The following is a 25,523-nucleotide window of genomic DNA, read 5'->3' as shown; positions in this document are numbered from 1 at the left end:
CGGTTTATGAGACAGTAGGGTATGCAATTAAATCTGACCGTACCGTCTCCATTGCAGTATTTCTCCAGCCTTGTGGAAAGCGACGAGCATTTCCCCCTGCTGGAGGCCGCCGTCAGCCTGGCGCAGGACGAATACCCCGACCTTGATGTACAGCAGGTGCTGGGCGACGTAGACCAGCTGCTGGCCCGCCTCAAGCGCCGCCTGCCTGCCGATGCTCCCGCGCTGCAGCGCCTGCGGGCACTGAACCAGTTCTTTTTTCACGACCTGAACTTTGGCGGCAACGTTAATGATTACTACGACCCCGACAACAGCTACCTGAATGCCGTGCTGCGCACACGCCGCGGCATTCCCATCACGCTGGCGGTGCTGTGGCTTGAACTGGCCCTGGGCCTGGGCCTCAACGCGCGCGGCGTGGCCTTTCCCGGGCATTTCATGGTGAAGGTCAACCTGCCCAAAGGCCAGGTTGTGATTGATCCGTTCAGCGGCCAGTCGCTCAGTCGCGAAGAGTTGTCCGAGCGGCTGGAGCCTTTCCGGCAACGCAGCAGCGCCGACGAAGAGTTCGAGGTGCCGATGGGGCTGTACCTGCAGTCGGCGCCGCCGCGCGAAATCATCAGCCGCATGTTGCGCAATCTCAAGGAAATCCACAAGACACAGGAAGACTGGCAGCGCCTCATCCCCGTGCAGGACCGCCTGATTGTTCTGCAGCCGGAAGCATGGACCGAATACCGCGACCGCGGCCTGGCCTGGGCCGCGCATGGCGAGCCCGAGCGGGCCATTGCCGACCTGGAAATCTATCTTGCCAACGCCGAAGATGCGCTCGACATTGACACTATGGCCGAGCGGCTGACCCAGCTGCGCCAAAGCCGCCACTGAGTTTCCCTGCTGTGTCCCCGGTTTGCCTGCTCCGGTTGTTGCTATTGATTTAATAGCTGCTTGCGCCCGTCTACAGGGCGCTGCAGGCACTTTCTCTCAAAGAAGTTCGATCTCGCTGAGCGTGAGAAAGCAGCTTTCCCGTGTGATCGCCACAAAGTCTTCCAGCCAGGGCCGGCCTGACATGGCTTGCGTGCAAGCAACATAGAGGCGCCCAGTCAGGCCCTTTTTGCCGATCGGCCTTGCGCTCACGTAACCTCTGTCCAGGTAACTTTGCACGGCCCATTTGGGCAGGGCGGCGATACCGCGGCCACTGGCCACCAGCTGCAGCATGGCAATCGTCAGCTCGGTCGTACGGCGCGCAGGCTTGACGCCGGCCGGCTCCAGCACCTGGCGCACCACGTCGAGCATTTCGTCAGGTACCGGGTAGGTGATCAGGGTCTCGTTGGCGAAGTCCCTGGCCGTGAGATGTGTTTTGGCCGTCAGCGCATGCTCATTCGCCAGCAACGCCATGATTTCAAAGCGGAACAGCGGGTGGAAATCCACGGTTTCGCTGGCGTCTTCTTCGGAGACGATGGCGATGTCGGCGCGGTCCTGCAGCACGAGTGCAATCGGGTCGGGGTGAAAGCCCGAAACGATGTCCAGTTCCACCTCGGGCCAGCGCGTGCGAAACGAATCCATGGCCGGCATCAGCCAGTCAAAACAGGTGTGGCATTCCACAGCGATGCGCAACTGGCCTGAACGCCCGGTGGCCAGCCGCACCACATCGCGCTCGGCTTCCTCGACTTGCGGCAGCACCGCGTCGGCCAGCGCCAGCAGCCTGAGGCCCGTGGTGCTGAACTGAGGGGGTACGGACTTGCGCTCGAACAGCGGCGTGGCGTAGCGCTCTTCGAGCAGCTTGACCTGATGCGAGAGCGCCGACTGGGTGAGGTTGAGCAATTGCGCCGCGCGCACCAGGCTGCCGCTGTCGCGCAGGGCGATCAGCGTGCGCAGGTGGCGCAGTTCAAGGATGGACGGGCTCATCAGTTATTCCCTGCAGATCGATCAGCAGATTAATCGGTGAATCAATTATTTTCATATTGAAAGGCAATATCTTTCGTTTGAATAATAGTTGAATCTGGCCGACCATGCGTTCTTCTGTGATTGATTTGCATTGGGAGATAACTGGATGGTCCACACACATACCCTGGGTTTTCCGCGCATGGGCGCGAACCGGGAACTGAAATTCGCGCTCGAAAAACACTGGCGCGGCGAGATTGACCTGGCTGCACTGGAAGCCACCGGAGCCGGCCTGCGCGAGCGGCACTGGGCCGTGCAGAAAGAAGCCGGGCTGGACTTTGCCACGGTAGGCGACTTCGCTTTTTACGACCACGTGGCCAATCACATCCAGATGCTGGGTTGCGAGCCGGCGCGCTTTGGCTTCACCGGCCGGGAGCCTTCGCTCAGCCGCTACTTCGCCATGGCGCGCGGCGTGAATGCACACAGCGACCCTGCACACAGTGCCGACTGTGCGTGCGCGGATGGCAAGGCGGGCGGCGGCAGCTTCGCGCTGGAAATGACCAAATGGTTTGACACCAATTACCACTACCTGGTGCCTGAGTTCAATGCGGCCACGCAATTCAGCCTTGCTTCGGAGCGCCTGTTCGATGAAGTGACGCAGGCCCAGGGCGCTGGCCACCGGGTCAAGGCGGTGCTGCTCGGGCCACTGAGTTTTCTGTGGCTTGGCAAGGAAAAGACAGGCGGCGATGAGCCCGGCTTTGACCGCTTCAGCCTGCTCGACAAACTATTGCCGGTGTATGCGAAGATTCTCCGGCGGCTGAAGGCGCAAGGTGTGGAGTGGGTGCAGATGGACGAGCCCATCCTGGGCCTGGATTTGCCCGAGCGGTGGCGCTACGCCTTTGAGCGCAGCTATTCGCAGCTGGCCCGCAACGCACCCCAGCTGCTGCTGGCCACCTACTTTTCGCCGCTGGCCGACAACCTGAGGCTGGCCTGCCAGTTGCCGGTGGCGGGCTTGCATGTCGATGCGGTGCGTGCACCCGAGGAACTGGTGGGGGTGGCCGACTGGCTGCCTGCGCACAAGGTGCTGTCGGTGGGTATTGTGGACGGCCGCAACATCTGGCGCACAGACCCCGACATGGCGCTGGCGAAGCTGCGCGCGGTGACAGCCAGGCACCAGGGCGAACTCTGGATCGCACCCTCCTGCTCGCTGCTGCACGTGCCTTTCAGCCTTGCAGCCGAGAGCGCGCTGGATGCGGAATTGCGCTCTTGGTTAGCATTCGCGGTGGAAAAACTGGGCGAACTGCGCATGTTGCGCGCGGCGTTCACGGGAGAAGAGTCTCCGGTTGCCAGGGAGCTCGCTTCAGCCCGCGCGGCTGTTGCGGCGCGCCGGCGCAGCCCCCGTGTGCACCGGGCCGACGTGGCATTGCGTCTTGCACGCAGCGTTGCAGGCGACGATAGCCGCAGCTCACCTTTTCCGGTGCGCCAGGCAATGCAGCGCGCCCGCCTTGCGCTGCCGCCGCTGCCCACCACCACCATCGGTTCCTTCCCGCAGACGCCGGAGATCCGCGCTGCGCGCGCAGCGTTCAAACGCGGCGAACTCGGCGCGGCGGGCTACCGTGAAAAGATGGAAGCCGAGATTGCGCTGGCGGTACGCAAGCAGGAGGCACTGGGCCTTGACGTCCTGGTGCATGGAGAAGCCGAGCGCAACGACATGGTCGAGTACTTCGGCGAGCAGCTTGACGGCTTTGCCTTCACGGCCAACGGCTGGGTGCAGTCCTACGGCTCGCGCTGCGTCAAGCCGCCGGTGATCTTCGGCGATGTGGCGAGACCTGTACCCATGACGGTCGAATGGACGGCCCATGCGCAGAGCCTGACGAAGCTGCCGATGAAAGGCATGCTGACCGGCCCCGTCACCATCCTGCAATGGTCCTTTGTGCGCGACGACCAGCCGCGCAGCCTGACCTGCGAGCAGATCGCCTGGGCCATGCGCGACGAGGTGGTGGACCTTGAGAGGGCCGGCATCGGCATCGTCCAGATTGACGAGCCGGCCATTCGTGAAGGATTGCCGCTGCGCCGTGCGAGCTGGGCCGCGTACCTGCGCGCCGCCACGCGGGCTTTTCGCATCAGTGCCTCGGGTGTGCGCGACGAGACGCAAATCCACACCCACATGTGCTACGCCGAATTCAACGACATCCTGCCGGAAATCGCCGCAATGGACGCCGACGTGATCACCATCGAGACCAGCCGTTCCGACATGGAACTGCTGCGCGGCTTTGGCGCCTTCAGGTATCCCAATGAAATCGGGCCGGGCGTGTATGACATCCATTCACCGCGCGTTCCGACCGTGGACGCCATGGTGCGCTTGCTGCGAAAGGCCGCCAGCGTGATCCCGGCGGAAAACCTCTGGATCAATCCCGACTGCGGGCTGAAAACGCGGGGCTGGCCGGAAACCGAAGCGGCGCTCGGCAACATGGTGCGGGCCGCGCAAGAAGTGCGCAAGGAGCTGGCGGCCTCCTGACGCGGTGCGCCGGACGCCGGGAGGAAGGGCGAGTCAGGTGCCGCGCTTGAGGAAATGCGGAATCTGCATGCCGTCAGGAGAGTCCACATTGCGCGACATGGCCGGCGCCGTGCTGACCTGCACAGGCCGGCCGACCGCGCGTGCGGTGCTTTGTGCGGACATGCGCGCGCCATGCACCAGGGATTCCTGTGCGGGCATGAGGCTGTTGGGAAGCGAGCTGCCCAGGCGCGTGGACGCGGCTTTGGCTGCGGGCGGTGGGTTGAGCAGCCGGGCACCCAGCGTTGCGGCGGTCGAAGGCAGGGGCGCGATCATCCGGACCGGGGCTTTGGCCGGCACTGTCGCGTGCCCCCTTTCGGGCGCGTCGTTGGCGGCTTGCGGCGGATACAACGTGGGACGCAGCCACTCCAGGATCGGTTGCCACTGCTGCAGGTCTTGCGTTGCGGCGCTGGCCGGCAGGTCAAATATCGTCATGCCGCGCTCCAGGCTGCGTACATACAGCTGGGTTTCGCGCAGGGCGCCCAGGAAAGGCATGCCAAGGCTCTCAGACCACGCCTGCAGCGTTTTTGCGGCGCTGGTGCGCCCGTCGATGCGCATGCCCACCGTGGCGAGCCGGCAGCGGCCGCTGGCCACGCGCGGCAACGCCATCAGCTCGGCGTGGCACTGCGCGGCCGATTCGCGGTCAAACATTGAATTGCATACCGGCATGACGATGACATCGGCAAACATCACCACGCGCGCCAGCTCAAAGCCGTGCATGCCGCCCGGCGTGTCAAGCACCACGTGCGTGATGCCGGTGGGCACACGCAGCATGTTTTTCTGATCGACGGCCCAGGGCGCGATGGCGGGCAGCGCGGGGTCCCGGCGCTTGAGCCAGCTTCGCGCCGACTGCTGGCGGTCTACGTCGCCCAGCATGACCGAGCTGCCATTGCGAGCGCACCAGGCGGCGATGTGCGCGGCCAGCGTGCTCTTGCCACTGCCTCCCTTGCGGTTGACGACTGCGATAACCGGCATGACTGCTCCAAAGACGGATCGATGGAACAGTTTGATACATAAATAACAAAAAGTCCAGTGACCCCAAGCGCCACGGGCGCACGCAGCTAGTGTTTTTGTAGCAAAACGGCCCGGCCGAGGGAGCGGACAGCCCCAGGTCGCGGGGCGCGAGAGGGCGGTTGCGGCAGGCTTAGCCGACCGTGACGGCGGCGCCGTCGCCCTTGGGTGCGATCACACCGATTTCATACACCTGCTCGCCGGCGTCACGCAGGGTTTTGGCTGTGGCTTGCGCATTGGCGGCGTCCACCACGACGACCATGCCGATGCCGTTGTTGAAGGTGCGGTTCATCTCGAAGTCGTCGATACCGGCGGTTTTTTGCAGCCAGGCGAACAGCTCGGTTTGCGGCCAGCTGCCCTTTTTGAGGTGGGCGGCCGTACCTTCGGGCAGCACGCGCGGAATGTTTTCCAGCAAGCCGCCGCCGGTGATGTGGGCCAGCGCCTTGATCGGGTGGGCAGCCAGCGCGGCCAGCACGTTCTTGACGTACAGGCGGGTAGGCTCCATCAGGGCCTGCTTGAAAGGCTTGCCGTCAAGCTTCGCCGGAGCCGCAGCGCCGGCGCGTTCAATGCACTTGCGCACCAGGCTGAAACCGTTGGAATGCACGCCGCTGCTGGCCAGGCCCAGCACCACATCGCCGGGCTTCACGTCCTTGCCGGTCAAAATTTTGGACTTTTCGACCGCACCCACGGCAAAGCCGGCCAGGTCGTATTCGCCCGCGGGGTACATGCCGGGCATCTCGGCGGTCTCGCCGCCGATCAGCGCGCAGCCGCTTAATTCACAGCCTTTGGCAATGCCGCCGACCACAGCCGCAGCCGTGTCCACATCCAGCTTGCCGCAGGCGAAGTAGTCCAGGAAGAACAGCGGCTCGGCGCCTTGTACCAGCACGTCATTGACACTCATGGCCACCAGGTCGATGCCCACGGTGTCGTGCATCTGCCATTCAAAGGCCAGCTTGAGCTTGGTGCCCACGCCGTCGGTGCCACTGACCAGCACGGGCTCCTTGTAGCGCTTGGGCACCTCAAACAGGGCGCCAAAACCGCCAATACCCGCCAAAACGCCTTCCCGCATGGTTTTTTTTGCCAGCGGCTTGATGCGTTCGACCAGCGCGTCACCTGCGTCGATGTCGACGCCTGCGTCTTTGTAGCTCAGGGGGGAAGTGGAGGAGGTGGTCATGTGTCGGCTTTGATGCAGTGGGAGGGCAGGCGGTCAGAAGGCGGATTTGCAGCCCGGAAGCGGCCTGCAAGCCCGATAGAATTCAGCCTGAGATTCTAAAGGCTGCCCATCAGGCACCTTTCGGGCCTTTCCAGGGACTTTTTCCAGGGTTCCTTCCGGCAAGCTCAACCCAAGGCTGTATGCAATTCACCACCACCCAAAAACGCGCCACCGCCTGGTGCGCCATCGCCGCGCTGGTCATCCTGGCGCTGTGGCTGCTGGGGCCGGTGCTGGCGCCCTTTGTCATTGCAGCCGTGCTGGCCTATGCGTTGACGCCGCTCGTGAACCGGCTGGACGACATGGGCAAGGGCCGCCTGCCGCGCGTGGTGGCGGTGGTGCTGGTGGAGTTCCTCTTCATCGTGGCGCTGTTCGGCCTCTTTTTGCTGATCGTGCCCATCATGGCCAAGGAGCTGCCCGTGCTGCGCGAGCAGGTGCCGTTGCTGGCCGACAGGCTCAACACCAGCCTGGCGCCGTGGCTGGCGCAGTTCGGCATCCATGTCGCGCTGGACGTGGGCAGCATCAAGGCCTTTGTACTCAAGTACCTCAATGCCAATTTTGAAGACCTGTTCGGCTCGCTGATGTCGTCACTCAAGCTGGGCGGCAGCGTGGCGCTGGCCATCATCGGCAATGCGGTGCTGATTCCCGTGGCGCTGTTTTACCTCCTGATGGACTGGGACAAATTTGTTGCCCGTGTGCTTGAACTGGTGCCGCCGCACCTGCGTGCGGGTTTTGACAGCTTCACTGACGAAGCCGACTCGGTGCTGGGCCAGTACCTGCGCGGCCAATTGCTGGTCATGCTGATCATGGCGGTGTTTTATGCGGTGGGGCTGGCGCTGTTCGGTCTGGATCTGGCCCTGCCCATCGGCGTTTTCACGGGCCTGGCGATGTTCATTCCTTACCTGGGCTTTGGCCTGGGCCTGATGCTGGCGGTGCTGGCCGGCCTGCTGGAGTTCGCTTCGCTCAAGGCGATCGTCATGGTTGCCGTGGTCTACGGCATTGGGCAACTGGTGGAAAGCCTGTACCTCACGCCGCGCCTGGTGGGCGAGCGCATTGGCCTGCACCCGCTGGCGGTGATCTTTGCCTTGCTGGCTTTCGGCCAGATGTTCGGCTTTGTCGGTGTGCTGGTGGCGCTGCCGGCCAGTGCGGTGCTGCTGGTGGGCATACGCCGCATTAAAGCCAGCTATATGGCCAGCCGGCTTTACAACAAGGCCGGCTAAGGCTGAACAGGGTCAGGATGAACGCATGGCGGGCATGAAACAGATTGCGCTGGACATCGGGCTGGCTTCCGCCCCGTCGTTCGCCAATTTTTTTGGCGGGCCGAACGAAGCCGCGCTCAAACATCTGGAGCTGTGGGCCGGCAACACGCTGCGCTCACCGGTGCCCACCTACCTCTGGGGTGAAGCCGCCAGCGGCAAAACCCATTTGCTCAAGGCCGTGCGCGAAACGCTGCGCGAGCAGGGCGCGGCCAGCGGCTGGATGGACGCCTCCATGCTGGAGCCGCCCGAGTTCAACGAATCCTGGGCGGCCGTCATCCTGGACGACTGCCATCTCTACACCGCGGTGCAGCAGCAGGCCGCCTTCAACTGGTTTGTGAACGCGCTCAGCGCACCGGACGGCCGCCCGCGCTGGGTGCTGGCCGCCGGCCAGATGCCGCCGGCCGACCTGGCGCTGCGCGAAGACCTGCGTACCCGCCTCGGCTGGGGCCATGTGTTTGCCCTGCAGGCCTTGACCGAAACCGAGCGGCGCGCCGTGTTGCGGCGCGAGGCCGATGCGCGTGGCGTGTTTTTGAGCGACGAGGCGATGGACTTCATGCTGACCCGCTTTTCGCGTGACCTGGGCAGCCTGATGCAACTGCTGGACCAACTGGATGCCTATGCCTTGCAAACGAAACGCGCCATCACCATCCCCCTGATCAAGTCGATGCTGGAGAGTGAATAAGTGACTGCCGTGACTGCGACTGCCAAATGACTGTTCCCCGCAAGATTGCTCTTTTTGACCTCGATCACACGCTGATCCCCATCGATTCCGACTACGAATGGGGAGAATTCACCATCGCGCTGGGCTGGTGCGACAGCACCGAGTTCAAGCGCCGCAACAACGAGTTTTTTGAGCACTACCGCGCCGGCACGCTCGACATCCACGAATACGTGCGCTTTGCCACGGAAGCCATCCGCAAGCAGGGCGCTATCAATTCAGGAGCTGGTCACGCACATTTCATGCGGGACGTGGTGCAAAAAGCCATTACAAAACAGGCCTTGGAGCTGGTAGGTAGCCACCGCGCCGCGGGCGATGAATTGGTCATCGTCACCGCCACCAACGAGTTCGTGACGCGCCCCATTGCCGACGCTTTCGGCGTGAAAGAGCTGATCGCCGTCGAGCTGGAGCGCGACGCCCAGGGCTGGCTGACCGGCGAGATTAAGGGCGTGCCCTCGGCCCGCGAGGGCAAGGTCACCCGCGTGGAACAATGGCTGGCGGCCCGGAACCTGGGCTGGAGCGACGTGGAAACCACGTTCTACACCGACTCCATGAACGATATTGCTCTGCTGGAGAAGGCCACCCACCCCGTCGCGACCAACCCGGACGAGCGCCTGCGGGCGCTGGCGACAGAGCGCGGATGGCGCATACTTGACCTGTTTCACTAGTTTTCCATGATCAAAAAATTTATCGACAAGCTGTTTGGCAAATCAGACAGCACGGATCCCGGCGCCAAGCGGGTCAAAAAATCACCTTTCGGCCAGCGCCAGGATGTCACCGTCAAGGAACACGGCATAGATGTCTCCCTGGTGGACGACCGCGCCATGGACGTGGTGCGCACCCTCAAAGACGCCGGTTACGAGGCCTATATCGTGGGCGGCGCGGTGCGCGACCTGCTGGTCGGCCTGCGCCCCAAGGATTTCGACGTTGCTACCGACGCCACGCCCGAGCAGGTCAAGTCGCTGTTTCGCCGTGCCTTCATCATCGGCCGGCGCTTTCGCATTGTGCACGTTATTTATGGCCGCGGGCGTGAGCACGAAGTGATCGAGGTCTCGACCTTCCGCGCGCATCTCGACAGCAGCCTGGCCGAGCAGGTCGGTGGCAACGAGCGCACCAGCAAGAGCGAACTCGCCGGCATGAAGCATGCGGTCGATGCCTCCGGCCGGGTGCTGCGCGACAACGTCTGGGGCCCGATCGAGCAAGACGCCGCCCGCCGCGACTTCACCATCAACGCGATGTACTACGACCCCGAAACACAGGTCGTGGTCGACTATCACAACGGCATCAGGGACGCGAAGAAAAAGATCATCCGCATGATCGGCAACCCGGCCGTGCGTTACCGCGAAGATCCGGTTCGCATCATCCGCGCCGTGCGTTTTGCCGCCAAGCTCAGCGCGCTGGGCTTCAAGTTTGAAGACAAGACCGTTGCCCCGCTACGCGAGATGAAGGGCTTACTGGCCGACGTGCCGCAGTCGCGTCTTTTTGACGAAATGCTCAAGCTGCTGCAGACCGGCCATTCGCTGGCCAGCATCGCGCAGCTCAAGTTCTTGGGCCTGGGCACCGGCATTTATCCGCTGCTTGATGTGGTGGTGGAAAACGCCGACGAGCCCTTCCTGAAGCTGGCCCTGCAAGACACCGACCGACGCGTCGGCGAAGGCAAGCCCGTGGCGCCCAGCTTCTTGCTGTCGTGTGTACTGTGGTTTGATGTACGCGAGGGCTGGGAGCGGCGCAAAAAGCGCGGCGAGCCCCTCATGCCCGCGCTGCAGGATGCGATTGACGATGCCTTCAACGCCAAGATCGGCGATGTCTCGGGCCGCGGCAAGCTGGGCACCGACATGCGCGAGATCTGGACCATGCAGCCCCGCTTTGAAAAACGCACGGGCAGCGCACCGTATTCGCTGCTGGACCAGCCCCGCTTTCGCGCCGGCTTTGATTTCCTGCGCCTGCGCGCGCAGACCGGCGAGATCGAAATGGAGCTCGCCGAGTGGTGGGAGAAATTCAGCACCGCCTACGACGACGAACGCCACGCCATGATTGAAGAGGCGCGTCAGGCGCAGCAGAACAAGCCGCAGGCGCCTCGGGTTCGCGTCAAACGTGTTGATGCCGAGCCTGGTTTGGGCCAGACAAGCCATGCCGAACGCACCGTGCCCGATGCGGCGGATGCGTCTGGCCAGCCGGGCGATGCCGCACCGGCCAAAAAACGCCGCCGCCGCCGCAAGCCGGCCAATCGCGGTGGTGCAGATGGGGCAGGCAGTGCCGAAGGCGCGGGCGGCGAGGCTTCTTCGCCTTCATCGGATAACGCGTCAAATTCCTGAGGCTCAGGTGGTCAGCGCCTACGTTGCCCTGGGCGCCAACCTCGGCGATGCTGCGGCGGCACTGCGGCAAGCCGTTCAGGCGATAGGCCGGTTGCCGCTCACGCAGGTCCGCCAATCTTCCAGTCTCTATAAAACAGCGCCGCTGGATACCGACGCGGGCGAGGAATCTGCGGCCCCTGGTAACGACTACCTCAACGCCGTCGTCGAACTCGAAACCGGGTTGACCGCTCCCGCCTTGTTGGATCACCTGCAACAGATCGAACAGCAGGCAGGCCGCGAAAGGCCGTACCGCAACGCACCGCGAACGCTGGACCTGGACTTGTTGCTCTACGGCAGCGCACGCATCGAATCAGAACATCTCACGGTGCCGCACCCGCGCATGATGCAGCGGGCTTTTGTGCTGGTGCCACTGGCGGAGATTGCGCCGGGTTTGGTCAGTGCGGAGCAGTTGGCGGCGGTGGCGCATCAGCCCATTGAGCTGCGGGGTACGCAACCGGTGTAGAGCGTAAGTGCCATTTGTATCAATGGCTTAGGTAGACCAAATAATGTCTACGGTAGTTAGAACGGTCACGATGGCAAGTTGTGCCCTCGGCGCGCTAAGCAAGTGGGCGGTCGGCAATTGCTCTCATAGTGCTCCGTCAACTTCCAGTAGTCATTGAAAAGGAACTCCAAGGTTCTGACAGCCTCCCCTAATTCCTCTAGCTTAATTGACATAGGGGGAATCTGTTTGGCTTGCTCCATCTCCCAGTTAAGGGCGATGAATTCGATCTTCGGTTCAATAGCAGATCTACTTGGGTAAACAGCCCAACGCCCATGGACGAAATCGTTACGAAGGGCCTTCACAGTTCTCGCGTGTTCGAACCATCGAGAAAAGTCGCGCATTGCGTCTTCATCCTCGTGGCAGTAAAGTTTCATCACTAGCGGTTCGAGTGCGTCCAGTCGTATGGCAAATGGCATGCGAGCGTTTAGCAGATGTTCTACTTTTTCCCCGCAATATGGTCCCATCCATTTGAGCTGGAGACCGATGTTGAAGTCGAAGCGTCCGAAGGCGTGAACTAGTCTTCCTAACAAGATGTGGAGGCGGTCTTCGGTGGTCGGTGCCGACGGGGCAATTTCGTCACGTTTCATTTTTTCTCCATGGAAGACGATGGATGACTGACGGTCTCTAGGGCGCCAGCCGCTCACGCAACCACCCCGCATCACCCTGCAGCGTATACCGCAGCCGGTCATGCAGCCGGCTTTTCCGTCCTTGCCAGAACTGCCAGTTGTCGGGCTTGAGGCGGTAGCCGCCCCAGTGCGGCGGGCGGGGCGGCTGCAGCAAAAATTTCGCACCGTATTTGGCTGCATTGGTCACCAGCACGCTGCGCCCTGAAATCACCTCACTTTGCGGGCTGGCCCAGGCGCCTATGCGCGAATCCAGCGGGCGGGTGCTGAAGTAAGCGTCGCTTTCTTCAGCAGAGACTTTTTCGACCACGCCTTCAATGCGCACCACGCGCTCGAGCTCTATCCAGTGAAATTGCAACGCCGCATAGGGGTTGCCCGCCAGTTCTTGTCCCTTGCGGCTGTCGTAGTTGGTAAACCAGGTGATGCCGTGCTCGTCATAGCCCTTGATCAGTACGATGCGGGTGGAGGGGCGCAGGTTGCTGGCCACGGTGGCCAGCGTCATGGCGTTGGGTTCGGGCACTTCGGCGGCGATGGCTTCTTTCAGCCACTGGTCGAATTGCTGGAGTGGGTCTGCGGCTGATGCGTCTTCGTTGAGTTCGGCGCGTTCATAGCTTTTGCGCAGGTCGGCAATGGAGAGGGTGGGCTGGCTCATGGCTCTGATTGTGCCCGCAGAGGCCATGTCCTTGCCTGCGGTAGACCTCGGTAGAGGGCGGGCTTGATACCGAATTAATATTCGTTTATATTCACACCCTTCCATGAAGCCCAAAGACGATGAAAAGCAGCGCGCTATTGCCGAGGCCACCTTCAACCTGGTGGCCCAGACCGGTCTGAGCGGCCTGACCATGGCCGACATTGCCCGCACGGCCGGCATCGCCACCAGCACGCTGTACGTCTATTACCCGTCCAAGGACGAGCTGATCAGCCAGCTCTATGAAGAAGCCAAAACCGCGACCATGCTGCGCCTGATGGATGGTGTCGTACCCGGGACCCCCCTGCGCAGCCGTGTGCGCCGCCTCTGGGGCAACCTGCTGCGGCACCGGCTGGAGCGTTATGCCGAGGTCGTGTTCCAGGAGCAGTACTACAACTCTCCCTGGTTCACGCAGGGAAACCGCGAGTTGTCGACCCGGCTGGCGGCGAGCTTCTTTGCATTGATCGAGGAGGGCCAGAAGCAGGAGATTTTCAAGCCTGTGCCCTTGCCGTTGTTAACGGCTACCCTGGTGGGCTCGGTGCGGGAAACCGCCAACCTGATACGCACCCAGGTGCTGCCCGATGACGAGGCGGTGCATCAGGCGGCTTTTACGCTGTGCTGGGACGCCATCAAGGCCTGAATCTTTGAAACGCCTCTGAAAGGCAATACCCCTCATTTCTGCATGCCCAAGTTTTTACGGATAAAACCCTGATTTAAGCGAATATAAATTCGACAAGTAGCGCTCCCTTTTTCTCCCTTTTGATTTCCCCCTAACAAAAACCGCAAGGAGTTCCACGATGCCCACCCTCAACATCAACGGCAAGGACGTATCCGTCAACGCCGACCAATCCACCCCCATCCTCTGGGCCTTGCGTGACACGCTGGGCATGACAGGCACGAAGTTCGGCTGCGGCGCGGCGCTGTGCGGCGCGTGTACCGTGCATCTCAACGGCGCGGCCATACGCTCGTGCATCACGCCGATTTCTGCCGCTGCCGGCCAGAAGATCACCACCATCGAAGCCGTGGCCACCGACCGCGTCGGCAAAGCCGTGCAGGACGCCTGGGTCAAACATGACGTGGCGCAGTGCGGCTATTGCCAAAGCGGCCAGGTGATGAGCGCCACCGCCTTGCTCAAGTCCAACGCCAAACCGAGCGATGCCGACATCGACGGCGCCATGGCCGGCAATATCTGCCGCTGCGGCACCTATGTGCGCGTTCGCGCTGCCATCAAAGACGCCGCCCAGGCACTGGCTTAACTGGTTTAAAGAAGGAGAACACCATGTATTCCAACGCCTCAGACACCTTCGACATCGCCGCTCAACTGCCAAAGGGCCTTCAAGCCCTGATGCATAAAGCGCAAGCAGCTACCAAAACCATAGCAGATGCTGAACTGCCTCGCCGCAGTTTCCTCAAGGTTGCAACCGCCGGTGGCTTTGCACTCGGCGCTTTTCCGATGCTGACGCAAGCGCAAACCATGGCCACAGCGGGTGCACCGGCTGCGTCCAGCCTCAAGCCGACCCAGCAGCCCTCGGCCTTTGTGCGCATTGACAAGGACGGCACGGTGACAGTCACGATCAACCGGCTCGATTTCGGGCAGGGCGTGCAAACCGGCCTGCCCATGATCCTCGCCGAAGAACTCGACGCGGACTGGAGCCTTGTGAAGAGCCAGCATGGCAACGCTGACCCGGCTTATGTGGATCCGGCTTTCGGCATGCACCTCACGGGCGGCTCGGGCTCGATCAAAAACTCCTACACGCAGTACCGCGAGCTCGGCGCGCGCACCCGCGCCATGCTGGTCTCGGCCGCCGCGCAGCAATGGGGCGTTGATGCAAGCAGCCTGCGCACCCAGCAAGGCGTGGTGATTGGCCCCGGCGGCAAGCGCCTGACGTACGGCGAGCTGGCCGAAGCGGCCATGAAGCTGCCGGTGCCGGAGGCCGTCACGCTCAAGGACCCGAAACAGTTCCGCATCATCGGCAAGCCCACGGGCCGGCTCGACGCGCGGGCCAAATCCACCGGCGGGCAAAGCTACGGCATCGACGTGCGCCTGCCCGGCATGCTGACGGCAGTGGTGGCGCACCCGCCGGTGTTTGCCGGCAAGCTCAAGTCACTGGATGACACCGCGGCCAAAGCCGTTCCCGGCGTGAAGGCCGTGCTGCGCGTGCCGCTGGACCGCGGCGGCGAGGGTGTGGCCGTGGTGGCCGAGGGCTACTGGGCCGCCAAGCAGGGCCGTGATGCGCTCAAGGTCGAGTGGGACACCAGTGGCGTCGAGAAGGTCGACAGCGTGCAGCAACTGGCCAGCTATCGCGCGCTGGCGCAGAAAACCGGTGCGCTCAAATACAAGGACGACATCAGCAAGCTGGCGTCGGCGCCCAAAAAGATCAGCGCCGAGTTTGTCTTCCCCTATCTGGCCCATGCGCCCATGGAGCCGCTCAATTGCACGGTGCAGCTGAGCGGGCAGGGCGCTCAGGCCAAAGCCGAACTCTGGCTGGGCACGCAGATGCCGGGCCTGGACACGATGGCCGCTTCCAAGGCTCTGGGCGTGGCGCCGCAAAACATCAAGATGAACGTGCAGATGGCGGGTGGCGGTTTTGGCCGGCGCGCGATTGCCACCAGTGATTACGTGGTGGAGGCTTGCAATGTGGCGAAGGCGGCGCGCGGCGCAGGATTGACGGCTGCAGTGCGTACGCTGTGGAGCCGCGAGGACGACATCAAGGGTGGCTACTACCGTCCCATGCATGTGCATCGCGCCGAGATCGGTTTTAACGACAAGGGCGATATCCTGGGTTGGGACCACGTCATCGTCGGCCAGTCCATCGTCGGCGGGACGCCGTTTGAAGCCTTTATGGTCAAGGACGGCGTGGATGGCACCATGGTTGAGGGCATGAAAGAGCCTTATGACATCCCGATGCGGTTGTCCGTACATCACCCCAAGCTCAATGTGCCGGTGCTCTGGTGGCGCAGCGTGGGCTCTACCCACACGGCGTACGTCATGGAAACATTGATTGACGAAGTCGCGCGCAGCAGCGGGCAAGACCCTGTGGCCTGGCGCATGAAGCAGTTTGGCGGCAAGCACCCGCGCCATGCGGCCGCGCTGCAGCTGGCGGTCGACAAATCCGGTTATGGCAAACGCACTTTGCCCGCCGGGCGCGCCTGGGGCGTGGCGGTGCATGAGTCGTTCAACACCGTGGTGGCTTATGTGGTTGAGGCATCCGTCAAGGACAACGTACCGGTGCTGCACGGCATTACCGCAGGCGTGCATTGCAACCTCGCCATCAACCCGACCAGCGTTGAAGCGCAGGTGCAGGGTGCCGCGCTGATGGGTTTGTCGATGTGCCTGCCGGGTGCAGCCATCACGCTCAAGGACGGTGTGGTCGAGCAAAGCAACTTCGGTGACTTCCCGGTGCCGCGCATCACCGACATGCCGACGGTTGCCGTCTTCATCGTGCCCAGCGCCGATGCGCCCACGGGCCTGGGCGAGCCCGGCTTGCCGCCACTGGCACCGGCATTCGCCAATGCCATTGCGAAGCTCACCGGTAAACCGGCGCCGCGCGAGCTGCCTTTCAAGCTGGCGTGATGGCAGGCGGCAAGCCCACGGTGCTGGTGCTGGCCTCAGGCCGGGGTGAGCGCTTTGCCGCGTCGGGCGGCGGCATGCACAAGCTGCAGGCGCTGCTGGCCGGCAAGCCGGTGCTGCAGCACACGCTGGACGCCGTGGCTGCCAGCGGCTTGCCCTGGCATCTGGAAGACGCAGGCCACCCGGGCATGGGCGACTGCATCGCGGCCGCCGTGCGGGCCACGCCCGAAGCTGCGGGCTGGTTGATTTTGCCGGGTGATTTGCCGCTGGTGCAGGCCGCCACGCTGCAGGCGGTGGCCGACGCGCTGGCGCAGCACGCGGTGGTGGTGCCGGTGTTCAGAGGCACGCGCGGCCACCCGGTCGGGTTTTCGGCCGCGTGCCGCGATGCGTTGCTGGATTTAAAGGGAAATCAGGGTGCGGCGCCCGTTGTACGGGCGCAAGAAGCTATCAATTCTGTAGCATTCATTGACGTGACCGATGAAGGCACAGTCACCGATATCGATACGCTGGACGATTTGCGCCGGGCTGAAGAACTGTTCAGCCAGCGTTGACCGCCCTGAACGGCCTCGGGAGCTCTCAGCCCTTTGCGATGACTGCGCAGGCCAGCCGCGGGCCGGAGTTGCCGGTGGGCTGGGTCTTGTAGTCGTCGGGGTCACGGTGAACGATCAGGCCCTTGCCGACGATGTCGGTCGTGCCGCTGCCGACTGAGAGGGTCTTTGATTCAAAGCTGAATTTCGCGACGCCGCTGGCATCGGCTTTCAGGCTGGGCAGGTCGCCTGTGTGGTGGGCCATGTCGGCATGGCTGCCGTGCTGCTGGCCGGTGGGGTTGAAGTGCCCGCCTGCACTCATGCCGTCGCCGCTGGAGCAGTCACCTTTTTCATGCACATGAAAACCGTGCTCGGCATTGGGCTTGAGGCCGCGTATCTCGCCCGAAACCAGTACCTTGTCCCCGCTCTGCACGAAGCTGACGGTGCCGCTGGCGGTGTTGCCGGTGGTGCTTTGCAATTGGGCCACGGCGCGCGGGCCACTCATGGATGAGGCGCAAGCGGCCAGTACAAAGGCGGCGGCAAGGGCGGTGGCAAGCGGTGCCAGGTGGTATTTCATGATGCAGGTCTCCTGATGGTTGATTCAGTGGCTGACTGTAGGGCGCCTTGCCCCTGCTGACAAGGCCGGGGCCTCCGCTGTCTGGGCCTATTTGGCCAGCTCCAGCAGCTTGCCCAGTGCGTGGTCGTGAATTCCCAGGGTTTTAAGTTTGTCGTAGGTGAGTTGCGCATATTCGCGCGTGGTGCCGTAGCGCCCGCACGAGTCCGAAAAGATCTGCCGGTAAACGTCTTCGCTGAGCACGCCCGTATGGTTGGGGCTGCGCTTGGACAAGGTGAAGGCCAGCGCCCGCACATTGCCCCCTGCAGTTTGGCAACGCAGCCACTTGGGGTCGTACACGCCGTTGGGCATTTCGCGTTCCCACAGCGCGGGCAGGGCGCCGGCAACCTGCGCCTGCGGTATCCGAAACACCATCCCCTTGCAGCTGCCGCCGTGCAGGAGGCCAAACACCAGGCCCGGGCATTCCGGCGTGCCGCGGTTCAGGCGGCTCCACATCTTCAGGGCGCGGTGGTAGCCGTGGATGGTCGCAAAACGTTCCTCGGCATGTTCAAACTCCGGACGCCAGATGAGCGAGGCATAGGCGAAGATCCAGAGATCGCTTTTACCGCCCCATTCGCGGATGACGGTCTCAAGCATGTGGTCCGGGTTGCGGGAAACGCTGATGCCTGGGCTGGCGGCTTGTTTGGCTGAATTTTCCACAGCCGCACTTTACAATGCGCTGAGTTTTTGTGACGGATTTAGTGACGGGAGTGGGCAATGTTTTCTCAGGACGATGAAGGCCAGCAAGGCTTGGTGTTGGCGGTCGTTCTCGGCCTCGTGGCCTTCGTGATCGCGCTGGTGGTGGGGCTCTGCGTGCATCGGCTCGGCCGGTCGCCTTCCGCCGCTGTTGTGCCTGCCCAAATATCCCTGCCCGTGCCCCCCGTGCCAGAGGTGGCGCCGACGCCTGCCCTGCCAGCCAGCACCGTGGACCATACCGCGAACATTGCCGGCCGGGCTTCGCAGGCTGCAGCCGACGCCGCCAGCGTGAAGGTGGAGCAAGGCGCGGTGCGGTTTTATTTTGCCTCGGGCGATGCAGACCTTGCGGACGGTGCGGGTGCTGCCCTGGGCGAAGTGGTCAAGGCCGCCAAGGCTGGCCGCACGCTGGTGATCACCGGTTTTCACGATGCCACAGGGGACGCCCAGAAAAATGCAGCGCTTGCCCGGCAGCGCGCCCTTGCCGTGCGCGAGGCACTGAAGCAGGCCGGTGTTTCCGATCGCCAGATTGTGCTGAAAAAACCCGAGCAGCTTGTAGGCGGCGGCAGCGACGCCGAAGCGCGGCGTGTGGAAATTACCCTGCAGTAAAGCCGCACCCGCGGGTTGTTTCAGAACTTTGCAGAACAGCTTTTGCCGCTGCGTTTCGTAACCACCTGGTAACCATGCGGCGGTAAACAGGCCGGTAACCCGTTACCATAGAGTCAGTAATAAAGTTACATACCCAGTGACTTGACCATGACCGGAGTTACAACATGGCCCTTCACCCCGCAGTTTTAAAAATCACCGCCCGCATCGCAGAGCGCAGCCTTCCCACGCGCAGCGCCTACCTTGCACACCTGCGCGCTGCCGCCAGCCGCGAACCCGGCCTGGACCGCATGGGTTGCGCCAATGTGGCGCATGCTTTTGCTGGCATGCCGTTGGACGACCGCTTCAAGGTGGTGACCGAGCGTAAGCCCAACATCGGCATCGTCACCGCCTACAACGACATGTTGTCGGCGCACACCCCGCTTCAGGCCTACCCGGCTTTCATCAAGGACGAGGCCCGCAAGCTGGGCGCCACGGCGCAGGTGGCTGGCGGCGTGCCCGCCATGTGCGACGGCGTGACGCAAGGCACCAGCGGCATGGAGCTCAGCCTCTTCAGCCGCGATGTGATCGCCATGGCGACCGCCGTGGCGCTGTCGCACGACATGTTCGACGCGGCGCTGATGCTGGGCGTCTGCGACAAGATCGTGCCGGGCTTGCTAATAGGCGCGCTGCAGTTCGGCCACCTGCCCACGGTGTTTGTGCCGGCCGGGCCCATGACATCGGGCATTCCCAACAAGGAAAAAGCCCATGTGCGTGAGCAGGCCGCGCAAGGCCTGGTCGGCCGTGACGCCCTGCTTGATTCCGAATTCAAGTCCTATCACAGCCCCGGCACCTGCACCTTCTACGGCACCGCCAACAGCAACCAGCTGCTGCTTGAAGCCATGGGCCTGCACGTGCCGGGCACCGCGTTTGTGAACCCCGGCAACGCACTGCGTGAGGAGCTCACGCGCGAGGCGGCACGCACCGTGCTTGGCATCGTCAAGGCGAAGCGCTTTGCGCCCATCGGCCAGATCGTCGATGAAAAAGCCATTGTCAATGCCATGGTGGCCCTGCTCGCCACCGGGGGCTCCACCAATCACCTGATCCATTGGGTAGCCGTTGCGCATTCGGCCGGCATCGTGATCGACTGGAATGATTTTTCGGACCTCTCTGACGTGGTGCCGACGCTGGCCCATGTCTACCCCAACGGCAGCGCCGACGTGAACCAGTTCCAGGCCGCAGGCGGCCCCGGCTTCATCATTCGCGAGTTGCTGGATGCGGGCTTCATGCATGAAGACGTGCTCACGGTGCGTGAAGGCGGCATCCGCGAATACACACGCGAGCCGGCGCTGGCCGGCGCGGCGCTTGTCTGGCACGACGCGGGCGCTTCCAAAGACGAGGCCATCGTGCGCACGCCTGCCAAACCTTTCAGCGCCACCGGGGGTCTCAAGCTGCTGCAGGGCAACCTGGGCCGTAGCGTGATCAAGGTCTCCGCCGTGCCTGACGACCGCCATGTCATCGAGGCATCGGCCCGGGTGTTTGATTCGCAGGAAGCCTTGCACATCGCCTTCAGCGCTGGCGAGTTGAACCGCGACGTGGTGTGTGTGGTGCGCTGGCAAGGCCCGCAAGCCAACGGCATGCCCGAGCTGCACAAACTGACGCCGCCGCTGGCCGTGTTGCAGGGCAAGGGATTCAAGGTCGCGCTGGTCACTGACGGCCGCATGAGCGGCGCTTCGGGCAAGGTGCCGGCCGCCATTCATGTGTCGCCCGAAGCCGCTGCCGGCGGCCCGCTGGCCAAGGTGCGCGACGGTGATGTAATTCGTGTGGATGCCATCACTGGCGAATTGAAGGTGCTGGTGAACGATGCAGAATGGACCGCGAGGCCGGTCGACACCATGCCTGCCGATTTGCGCGCGGCCAACGGCATCGGCATGGGACGGGAGCTGTTTGCCGGTATGCGCCGTCACGCGCTGACGGCTGAAGAAGGAGCTTTATCGTGGATGTGAACCTGAACGTCAGCGGAAAACTGACCCCCCTGCAGATCATGCAGGACGCCCCCGTGATACCCGTGATTGTGCTGACCGACGTGAGCCAGGCGGTGCCGCTGGCACGTGCGCTGGTGGCCGGTGGCATTCGCATGCTCGAAGTCACCTTGCGCACGCCGCAAGCGCTGGCCTGCATTGAGGCCATTGCACGCGATGTGCCGGAAGCCGTGGTGGGTGCGGGCACTGTGCGCAGTGCCGCCGATGCCCAAGCCTGCGCCATGGCCGGTGCACGCTTTGCGGTGAGCCCCGGTTACACCCATGCGATGGGACAGGCCTGTAAGGATTCCGGCCTGCCGCTGCTGCCAGGGGTGGCTACCGGAAGCGAGATCATGATGGCGCAGGAGGACGGCCTGACGGAACTCAAATTTTTCCCGGCCATGCAGGCGGGTGGCCCGGCCATGTTGAAGGCCTGGAACGGACCATTCGGCGACGTGCGGTTTTGCCCGACGGGCGGCGTCACGGTGGCCAATGCGCCTGAGTTTCTGGCGCTGCCCAATGTGGTGTGTGTAGGCGGGTCCTGGTTGACCCCTGCGGACACGCTGGCTCGCGGCAACTGGTCACACGTCACTGCACTGGCTTTTCAGGCCTGCCAGCTGGCACGCAATGCTGCCTGAGCCTGGCAGCCTGCCCGCTATTTATGAGGAAAATAGCGCTCCCAGCCTTGCTGGATGAGCGAAAGCCGCTATTAAAAGAATAGCAGCGAAGTGCAATGAACTAACGCAGGCCAGCGCCCGAAGCGCTTTCATCGCGCTGGATCAGCTCAATCTTGTAGCCGTCCGGGTCCGTCACAAAGGCAATCACCGTGGTCCCGCCCTTGACCGGGCCGGCCTCACGCGTGACGTTGCCGCCAGCGGCCTTGATCTTGTCGCAAGCTGCATAGGCGTCAGGTACGCCCAGCGCGATGTGGCCAAAAGCCGTGCCCATGTCGTAGCTTTCGGTGCCCCAGTTGTAGGTCAGCTCGATTTCGGCCTGCGCCGGGTTGCCTTCATAGCCCACAAAGGCCAGGCTGTATTTGTACTCGGGATTTTCCGAGGTGCGCAGCAGCTTCATGCCAAGAACCTGCGTGTAGAAGTCGATGGAGCGCTGGAGACTGCCAACGCGCAGCATGGTGTGTAGGAGTCGCATGGTGATGAAGGTGGGGAGTGGCGGACTGCCCATTGTCGCCAATCTTCGCTCCCTGTGCAGGCCGCATGCGTAGGGATGCAAAGCTGATGGCGATGCATGCCGCGCAATGACCGATGAGGGGCTTCGCGCGGTGGGATTTCCCCGGGACTACCTTGTTGCCGCCAAAGCCTCCAGCATTTTTCCTTGCAGCAACTTCATGTCGCCATTTTTCAGGATGTAGCCATTCATGCCGGCGTTCAAGGCTGTCCTGACATCAAGCTCATCGGAGTTCCCGGAAAGTGCGAGGATAAAAATACCCTGATGCTCCCAATCCCGCGAGCGAATCGCCTGGGTCGTTTGCACGCCGTTCAAACCGGGCATGTTCATATCCATCAAGATCAAATCGACGCTTGGTGTGCTGTCCAGGTGGGCCAGAACCTGGCGCCCCCCTTCGGCCTCCAGCACTGTCAAGCCCCAGCTTTTCAAGCGCTCGCCCACCATGATGCGGTTAAGTTCGTCGTCTTCGGCCAATATGACGGTTCTGCCTTCCAGCACATTGCCGGGGATGGCCGGGCTGGCTGCCTGCCGAGGCGCTTCCGGCGCTGCGGCGGCCTTGCCCATCCCGGTTTGCGGTATTGGGGGGAAGGTCAGCGTGAACTGTGTAAATTCACCGACCGCGGAATCGCAATGAATGTCACCACCAAAGCTTTGCATGGTGCGTTTGCAATACGACAGCCCAAGGCCTGTCCCCTCGGCCTTTCCTGAGGTCATGAAGGATTCAAACAGGTGTGCCAGCACCTCCTTGTCGATGCCCGGGCCCGTGTCTCTGACGGTCACCTTGTGATCGTCTATCGTCAGTACGATTGTTGCGCCGGACTTTTGGTCGAGGTAATAGAGCGCGTTCTTGATCAGGTTGAAGAGCACAAAAACATAAGGGGTTTCGTCCCCGTAAAAGGTGAAGTCCTTCACGACACGCACTGTGACACTGTCACGTAAGTTGCCACCATCACTGCGCAGGTGCCGATCGGGAAAACTGTATTCGTCCACCGCCTTCTGAGTTATTTTTGCGGCGGATAAATACTCAAATTTGCTTCGGTCCACCGCGCTGGACTTGAAGGATCCCAGGATCAGGTCAATCACCTGGTTACCCCTGTGTACAGCGATCTCCCCCATGTTGACAAACTGGCGCATGCGGGAAGTGTGTTCGGCGGGGACCGCGATACCGTTCGCGGGTAGCATTTCCCCGATACTCTCCAGGCTCATCTTGGCCTGTGCGAGCGGGTTGCGCATTTCATGGGCGATCGAGCCGGCAAGGGAGTTTGCAATGCGCAATTTCTCGGCATCTATCTGCTTTTCCGAAAGCTTGAATGCGGCGCCGCCGATAAGAATCAGCAGGTAGGCCGGAAGCTGGGCCACCATGTCCATGGGGATTGAGGGGTTGGGCGTGATGGCGACGTACAGCAACGCCGCGCTGCCGCAACCGATTACCAACATGGCAATCGTGTTGCGCCAGTCGGCGATCATGACCAGAAAACTGAGTGCGATAAAACAGTTGGAGATCGCGGGGATACCTCCGTGCCGCTTCAGCGATAGAAATACGTTGAAAAACGGCAGGCAATAAATCAATGCCCAGTAGGAATAGGCGAAGTAGTATTTCTTCAGCTTCTGGGGCCAGCGATTTTTCATCGCCAGCGCGGTAAAGAGAATTACGACCAGCACCCGCATTCCCAGGTCATCGTAGGGACGAGGATTGGGTTTCGTGAACCGTATCAGGTAAAACACCACATAGGTCAGGGCGCCTACGATGCCAATGTATTTGAGCAAGGGCCTGCCATGTGCGTGGTAAGCCTCATAGTGGCCAAAGAGTCTTTTTAACCAGCCCATATATATTTCAATCCTGTTGACGCGGAAAAACCATCAACAGCAGCTTCTTCCGGTCTCTGGTGGAGGATGCGGCTGCAATATGAAATATTCCCGTGCATGACTTACTGACAGTCAGACGATTTGAGAATGTCCGGTACCTGTCCATGTATCAGGGCAAACGATTCGTCCGCCCCATCCACCCGTATATTGTTGGCGATGGTGGAAAACCCGAAACGCCTGTACAAGCGGCTCAGCACCGGCGTGCAGGAGGCAAAGAGGTCTTGCCCATCGGTATGCCGCGCAAGATACGAAACACCCAAAAATATGCATCGCTTCACAAGATCGGGGCCGCTTCTGTAATCAGGATTGAGCACAAGGCGCCCGATTTCCCAGCTGTTTCGGCAGGTCTCTGGCTCAATCAATTGTTTTTCCGCCAACAGCTTTTCAAGTGAGGTCAGCCCCTTGTGCATGGGAACCAGCCTCAAGGTGCCAATCACCACGCGTTGGAACTCAAACGCAAACACAAAGCCCAATTCGTCTCTTTTTTTTCTTGTTCAAAAAACCGCGCGTCACGGCATCCTGACGGCAGGTTGATGTGGCCGCGCAGGCTCTGGACCTTTTCCATCTTTAACGGAGTATCCAGATGGCAGAGCGTGATTTCCTCGGCGAAGTTTCCCCGGGGAGATGCCGAAATGAAGGGTGTTCCGCCGGTGAGGAAAATGGCGCCTGGAGCATCCATCGGCTGGTGCAGAACCTGAAAGGGGGTTGGCGCATGGTCGTTCGGGGAGGTAATCATTGCGTTGCATTTCCAGGTTGAGTGCTTGTCTTGCCAAATGCTCTTATTCTTCTTTTGATGTTCGCGCAGTCTATGCGCCGTGCAAGGCTGAATCAAGCCTTACCCTGTCAGATATAACAGGGGCTTCCCCGCATATTCCGCTTGAATAGCGGGGCGAATCGAAAAAAGAACATAAATTGTCCGCATGCGGACAGTCTGCCGGGATTTTTGGTCCTGGTATGAGCCCTTCTTCAAGGATCTCTCGGTCAGGTCATCGAACCGGCTTTTTGGGGGGGGGCATGCCGGCCAAGTGGCGTAACTGGAGAATTTTCCGGTGACCGTGGCGGTGGATGCGTCGGGGATTTCCATTCACCGCCACATTGGCTTGTATCAGGTGCCTTGGTCAGCCTTGGCTCCCCCGACCTCAAACACCAGACAGGTCGTGGTCGCATGCGCATACAGCTTGCCGTCCGGCCCGACGATGCGGCCCTCGGCCGTTGCCAACTGGCGGCCGCAGTGGATCACCGTGCCGATGGCGCGCAGCGGGCCGGTCTTGTGTGAGGCGGCACGCACGATGTTGATGCTGAGTTCGGCGGTGGTGTAGGCCCGGCCGACCGGCATCATGGTGTGCACGGCGCAGCCCACGGCGGAGTCGAGCAGCGTGGCGTACCAGCCGCCGTGCACAGTGCCCAGCGGGTTGTAGTGCTTGAGCTGCGGCGTGCCCTGGAAGGTGGCTTTACCGGGCTCAACCTCAATCAGGGAGAAATCCAGTGTTTCAGCAATGTGGGGGTAGGGCAATTGGCCGGCGAGCATGGCCTGCATCACTTCCATGCCGGTCTTGCCTGTGACGTCTTCCGGTCGGGCCAGACCGGGTTTGCCGCCGCCGTCCATCATGCGGGCGCGCACTGCGGCGCTTTGTTCCATCCACTGAGTCAATGTGTCTTGCAGGGTCATGGCAT

Annotated in this window: 26 protein-coding genes; 14 read left to right on the top strand and 12 right to left on the bottom strand. The window is 62.1% G+C overall.

The window, feature by feature from the left end:
* Positions 1-21 precede the first annotated feature (21 nt).
* On the top strand, positions 22-873 hold the full coding sequence (locus AC1DZE_RS15250; protein WP_457279301.1) for a SirB1 family protein: 852 nt from the start codon (positions 22-24) through the stop codon (positions 871-873).
* Between the two features lie 96 nt (positions 874-969).
* On the opposite strand, the gene AC1DZE_RS15245 is transcribed toward AC1DZE_RS15250, so the two are convergent.
* On the bottom strand, positions 970-1,893 hold the full coding sequence (locus AC1DZE_RS15245) for a LysR family transcriptional regulator (protein WP_477671385.1): 924 nt from the start codon (positions 1,891-1,893) through the stop codon (positions 970-972).
* A gap of 145 nt (positions 1,894-2,038) precedes the next feature.
* On the opposite strand from AC1DZE_RS15245, the gene metE reads away from it, so the two are divergent.
* Entirely contained in the window at positions 2,039-4,387 is a 2,349-nt protein-coding gene (metE, locus tag AC1DZE_RS15240; protein ID WP_477700250.1) for a 5-methyltetrahydropteroyltriglutamate--homocysteine S-methyltransferase, read from the top strand.
* A 33-nt stretch (positions 4,388-4,420) separates the two neighbouring features.
* Here metE and AC1DZE_RS15235 read toward each other — a convergent pair whose 3' ends face one another.
* Both AC1DZE_RS15235 and purM read right to left on the bottom strand, forming a co-directional pair.
* The gene (locus AC1DZE_RS15235; protein WP_477671387.1) at positions 4,421-5,398 is read right to left on the bottom strand and encodes a division plane positioning ATPase MipZ; all 978 of its coding nucleotides are present in this window, start codon (positions 5,396-5,398) and stop codon (positions 4,421-4,423) included.
* Between the two features lie 169 nt (positions 5,399-5,567).
* Positions 5,568-6,608 (bottom strand): phosphoribosylformylglycinamidine cyclo-ligase, encoded by a 1,041-nt coding sequence (purM, locus tag AC1DZE_RS15230; RefSeq protein WP_477671388.1) that lies wholly within the window; start codon positions 6,606-6,608, stop codon positions 5,568-5,570.
* A 179-nt stretch (positions 6,609-6,787) separates the two neighbouring features.
* Here purM and AC1DZE_RS15225 point away from each other — a divergent pair, with 179 nt between their 5' ends.
* The 5 genes from AC1DZE_RS15225 to folK are packed head-to-tail and all read left to right on the top strand — an operon-like array spanning position 6,788 to position 11,438.
* Positions 6,788-7,864 carry an AI-2E family transporter gene (locus AC1DZE_RS15225; protein WP_477671389.1) on the top strand — a complete coding sequence of 359 codons (1,077 nt, stop codon included), beginning with the start codon at positions 6,788-6,790 and terminating at the stop codon, positions 7,862-7,864.
* Positions 7,865-7,898: 34 nt separating this feature from the next.
* Positions 7,899-8,585 carry a DnaA regulatory inactivator Hda gene (gene hda / locus AC1DZE_RS15220; RefSeq protein WP_477671616.1) on the top strand — a complete coding sequence of 229 codons (687 nt, stop codon included), beginning with the start codon at positions 7,899-7,901 and terminating at the stop codon, positions 8,583-8,585.
* A 26-nt stretch (positions 8,586-8,611) separates the two neighbouring features.
* Positions 8,612-9,289 carry an HAD family hydrolase gene (locus tag AC1DZE_RS15215; protein ID WP_477671390.1) on the top strand — a complete coding sequence of 226 codons (678 nt, stop codon included), beginning with the start codon at positions 8,612-8,614 and terminating at the stop codon, positions 9,287-9,289.
* 6 nt (positions 9,290-9,295) lie between these two features.
* Complete coding sequence (gene pcnB / locus AC1DZE_RS15210) at positions 9,296-10,936, top strand: polynucleotide adenylyltransferase PcnB (RefSeq protein WP_477671391.1); 1,641 nt, start codon at positions 9,296-9,298, stop codon at positions 10,934-10,936.
* A 7-nt stretch (positions 10,937-10,943) separates the two neighbouring features.
* On the top strand, positions 10,944-11,438 hold the full coding sequence (gene folK, locus AC1DZE_RS15205; RefSeq protein ID WP_477671392.1) for a 2-amino-4-hydroxy-6-hydroxymethyldihydropteridine diphosphokinase: 495 nt from the start codon (positions 10,944-10,946) through the stop codon (positions 11,436-11,438).
* Positions 11,439-11,503: 65 nt separating this feature from the next.
* Here the strand turns inward: folK and AC1DZE_RS15200 are convergent, their stop codons facing one another.
* Both AC1DZE_RS15200 and pdxH read right to left on the bottom strand, forming a co-directional pair.
* The gene (locus AC1DZE_RS15200; protein ID WP_477671393.1) at positions 11,504-12,064 is read right to left on the bottom strand and encodes a hypothetical protein; all 561 of its coding nucleotides are present in this window, start codon (positions 12,062-12,064) and stop codon (positions 11,504-11,506) included.
* A gap of 37 nt (positions 12,065-12,101) precedes the next feature.
* The gene (gene pdxH / locus AC1DZE_RS15195; RefSeq protein WP_477671394.1) at positions 12,102-12,752 is read right to left on the bottom strand and encodes a pyridoxamine 5'-phosphate oxidase; all 651 of its coding nucleotides are present in this window, start codon (positions 12,750-12,752) and stop codon (positions 12,102-12,104) included.
* 103 nt (positions 12,753-12,855) lie between these two features.
* Between pdxH and AC1DZE_RS15190 the strand changes: the two genes are divergently transcribed.
* The 4 genes from AC1DZE_RS15190 (at position 12,856) to AC1DZE_RS15175 (ending at position 16,910) form a co-directional block, all read left to right on the top strand.
* On the top strand, positions 12,856-13,428 hold the full coding sequence (locus tag AC1DZE_RS15190) for a TetR/AcrR family transcriptional regulator (protein WP_477647368.1): 573 nt from the start codon (positions 12,856-12,858) through the stop codon (positions 13,426-13,428).
* 157 nt (positions 13,429-13,585) lie between these two features.
* Positions 13,586-14,044 (top strand): (2Fe-2S)-binding protein, encoded by a 459-nt coding sequence (locus AC1DZE_RS15185; protein ID WP_477671395.1) that lies wholly within the window; start codon positions 13,586-13,588, stop codon positions 14,042-14,044.
* A 23-nt stretch (positions 14,045-14,067) separates the two neighbouring features.
* Positions 14,068-16,362 carry a xanthine dehydrogenase family protein molybdopterin-binding subunit gene (locus AC1DZE_RS15180; RefSeq protein WP_477671396.1) on the top strand — a complete coding sequence of 765 codons (2,295 nt, stop codon included), beginning with the start codon at positions 14,068-14,070 and terminating at the stop codon, positions 16,360-16,362.
* Positions 16,362-16,910, top strand: a complete 549-nt coding sequence (locus AC1DZE_RS15175) for a nucleotidyltransferase family protein (RefSeq protein ID WP_477700249.1) — start codon at positions 16,362-16,364, stop codon at positions 16,908-16,910. Before AC1DZE_RS15180 ends, AC1DZE_RS15175 begins: the two co-directional genes overlap by 1 nt.
* Before the next feature lie 25 nt (positions 16,911-16,935).
* Here the strand turns inward: AC1DZE_RS15175 and AC1DZE_RS15170 are convergent, their stop codons facing one another.
* Both AC1DZE_RS15170 and AC1DZE_RS15165 read right to left on the bottom strand, forming a co-directional pair.
* Positions 16,936-17,463 carry a superoxide dismutase family protein gene (locus AC1DZE_RS15170; protein WP_477673796.1) on the bottom strand — a complete coding sequence of 176 codons (528 nt, stop codon included), beginning with the start codon at positions 17,461-17,463 and terminating at the stop codon, positions 16,936-16,938.
* A gap of 87 nt (positions 17,464-17,550) precedes the next feature.
* The gene (locus AC1DZE_RS15165; protein ID WP_477671617.1) at positions 17,551-18,096 is read right to left on the bottom strand and encodes a gamma-glutamylcyclotransferase; all 546 of its coding nucleotides are present in this window, start codon (positions 18,094-18,096) and stop codon (positions 17,551-17,553) included.
* Between the two features lie 120 nt (positions 18,097-18,216).
* Here AC1DZE_RS15165 and AC1DZE_RS15160 point away from each other — a divergent pair, with 120 nt between their 5' ends.
* The 3 genes from AC1DZE_RS15160 (at position 18,217) to eda (ending at position 21,436) form a co-directional block, all read left to right on the top strand.
* The gene (locus AC1DZE_RS15160) at positions 18,217-18,801 is read left to right on the top strand and encodes an OmpA family protein (protein WP_477673795.1); all 585 of its coding nucleotides are present in this window, start codon (positions 18,217-18,219) and stop codon (positions 18,799-18,801) included.
* Positions 18,802-18,965: 164 nt separating this feature from the next.
* Positions 18,966-20,783, top strand: a complete 1,818-nt coding sequence (gene edd / locus AC1DZE_RS15155) for a phosphogluconate dehydratase (protein WP_477671400.1) — start codon at positions 18,966-18,968, stop codon at positions 20,781-20,783.
* Positions 20,774-21,436 (top strand): bifunctional 4-hydroxy-2-oxoglutarate aldolase/2-dehydro-3-deoxy-phosphogluconate aldolase, encoded by a 663-nt coding sequence (gene eda / locus AC1DZE_RS15150; RefSeq protein ID WP_477674053.1) that lies wholly within the window; start codon positions 20,774-20,776, stop codon positions 21,434-21,436. Before edd ends, eda begins: the two co-directional genes overlap by 10 nt.
* A 100-nt stretch (positions 21,437-21,536) precedes the next feature.
* Here eda and gloA read toward each other — a convergent pair whose 3' ends face one another.
* The 5 genes from gloA to AC1DZE_RS15125 form a co-directional block, all read right to left on the bottom strand.
* A complete protein-coding gene (gloA, locus tag AC1DZE_RS15145) occupies positions 21,537-21,947 on the bottom strand; it encodes a lactoylglutathione lyase (RefSeq protein ID WP_477671402.1) in 411 nt (136 codons plus the stop codon).
* 147 nt (positions 21,948-22,094) lie between these two features.
* The gene (locus AC1DZE_RS15140) at positions 22,095-23,810 is read right to left on the bottom strand and encodes an ATP-binding response regulator (RefSeq protein WP_477671403.1); all 1,716 of its coding nucleotides are present in this window, start codon (positions 23,808-23,810) and stop codon (positions 22,095-22,097) included.
* 101 nt (positions 23,811-23,911) lie between these two features.
* The gene (locus tag AC1DZE_RS15135) at positions 23,912-24,259 is read right to left on the bottom strand and encodes an N-acetyltransferase (protein ID WP_477687931.1); all 348 of its coding nucleotides are present in this window, start codon (positions 24,257-24,259) and stop codon (positions 23,912-23,914) included.
* Between the two features lie 23 nt (positions 24,260-24,282).
* The gene (locus AC1DZE_RS15130; protein ID WP_477671404.1) at positions 24,283-24,585 is read right to left on the bottom strand and encodes a hypothetical protein; all 303 of its coding nucleotides are present in this window, start codon (positions 24,583-24,585) and stop codon (positions 24,283-24,285) included.
* Positions 24,586-24,954: 369 nt separating this feature from the next.
* Positions 24,955-25,518 (bottom strand): PaaI family thioesterase, encoded by a 564-nt coding sequence (locus tag AC1DZE_RS15125; RefSeq protein ID WP_477671405.1) that lies wholly within the window; start codon positions 25,516-25,518, stop codon positions 24,955-24,957.
* Positions 25,519-25,523: the final 5 nt, after the last annotated feature.

This window comes from Polaromonas sp. P1_F1, assembly GCF_056405795.1.
The sequence above is the reverse complement of the archived record's forward strand: the minus strand, read 5'-3'. Positions and strand labels throughout refer to the sequence as shown.

Bases quoted from the DNA above. Each gene is read 5' to 3' on its own strand.
- AC1DZE_RS15250 (WP_457279301.1), top strand. From the start codon at position 22: ATGCAATTAAATCTGACCGTACCGTCTCCATTGCAGTATTTCTCCAGC.
- AC1DZE_RS15245 (WP_477671385.1), bottom strand. From the start codon at position 1,893: ATGAGCCCGTCCATCCTTGAACTGCGCCACCTGCGCACGCTGATCGCC.
- metE (WP_477700250.1), top strand. From the start codon at position 2,039: ATGGTCCACACACATACCCTGGGTTTTCCGCGCATGGGCGCGAACCGG.
- AC1DZE_RS15235 (WP_477671387.1), bottom strand. From the start codon at position 5,398: ATGCCGGTTATCGCAGTCGTCAACCGCAAGGGAGGCAGTGGCAAGAGC.
- purM (WP_477671388.1), bottom strand. From the start codon at position 6,608: ATGACCACCTCCTCCACTTCCCCCCTGAGCTACAAAGACGCAGGCGTC.
- AC1DZE_RS15225 (WP_477671389.1), top strand. From the start codon at position 6,788: ATGCAATTCACCACCACCCAAAAACGCGCCACCGCCTGGTGCGCCATC.
- hda (WP_477671616.1), top strand. From the start codon at position 7,899: ATGAAACAGATTGCGCTGGACATCGGGCTGGCTTCCGCCCCGTCGTTC.
- AC1DZE_RS15215 (WP_477671390.1), top strand. From the start codon at position 8,612: ATGACTGTTCCCCGCAAGATTGCTCTTTTTGACCTCGATCACACGCTG.
- pcnB (WP_477671391.1), top strand. From the start codon at position 9,296: ATGATCAAAAAATTTATCGACAAGCTGTTTGGCAAATCAGACAGCACG.
- AC1DZE_RS15200 (WP_477671393.1), bottom strand. From the start codon at position 12,064: ATGAAACGTGACGAAATTGCCCCGTCGGCACCGACCACCGAAGACCGC.
- pdxH (WP_477671394.1), bottom strand. From the start codon at position 12,752: ATGAGCCAGCCCACCCTCTCCATTGCCGACCTGCGCAAAAGCTATGAA.
- AC1DZE_RS15190 (WP_477647368.1), top strand. From the start codon at position 12,856: ATGAAGCCCAAAGACGATGAAAAGCAGCGCGCTATTGCCGAGGCCACC.
- AC1DZE_RS15185 (WP_477671395.1), top strand. From the start codon at position 13,586: ATGCCCACCCTCAACATCAACGGCAAGGACGTATCCGTCAACGCCGAC.
- AC1DZE_RS15180 (WP_477671396.1), top strand. From the start codon at position 14,068: ATGTATTCCAACGCCTCAGACACCTTCGACATCGCCGCTCAACTGCCA.
- AC1DZE_RS15175 (WP_477700249.1), top strand. From the start codon at position 16,362: ATGGCAGGCGGCAAGCCCACGGTGCTGGTGCTGGCCTCAGGCCGGGGT.
- AC1DZE_RS15170 (WP_477673796.1), bottom strand. From the start codon at position 17,463: ATGAAATACCACCTGGCACCGCTTGCCACCGCCCTTGCCGCCGCCTTT.
- AC1DZE_RS15165 (WP_477671617.1), bottom strand. From the start codon at position 18,096: ATGCTTGAGACCGTCATCCGCGAATGGGGCGGTAAAAGCGATCTCTGG.
- AC1DZE_RS15160 (WP_477673795.1), top strand. From the start codon at position 18,217: ATGTTTTCTCAGGACGATGAAGGCCAGCAAGGCTTGGTGTTGGCGGTC.
- edd (WP_477671400.1), top strand. From the start codon at position 18,966: ATGGCCCTTCACCCCGCAGTTTTAAAAATCACCGCCCGCATCGCAGAG.
- gloA (WP_477671402.1), bottom strand. From the start codon at position 21,947: ATGCGACTCCTACACACCATGCTGCGCGTTGGCAGTCTCCAGCGCTCC.
- AC1DZE_RS15140 (WP_477671403.1), bottom strand. From the start codon at position 23,810: ATGGGCTGGTTAAAAAGACTCTTTGGCCACTATGAGGCTTACCACGCA.
- AC1DZE_RS15135 (WP_477687931.1), bottom strand. From the start codon at position 24,259: ATGCACAAGGGGCTGACCTCACTTGAAAAGCTGTTGGCGGAAAAACAA.
- AC1DZE_RS15130 (WP_477671404.1), bottom strand. From the start codon at position 24,585: ATGATTACCTCCCCGAACGACCATGCGCCAACCCCCTTTCAGGTTCTG.
- AC1DZE_RS15125 (WP_477671405.1), bottom strand. From the start codon at position 25,518: ATGACCCTGCAAGACACATTGACTCAGTGGATGGAACAAAGCGCCGCA.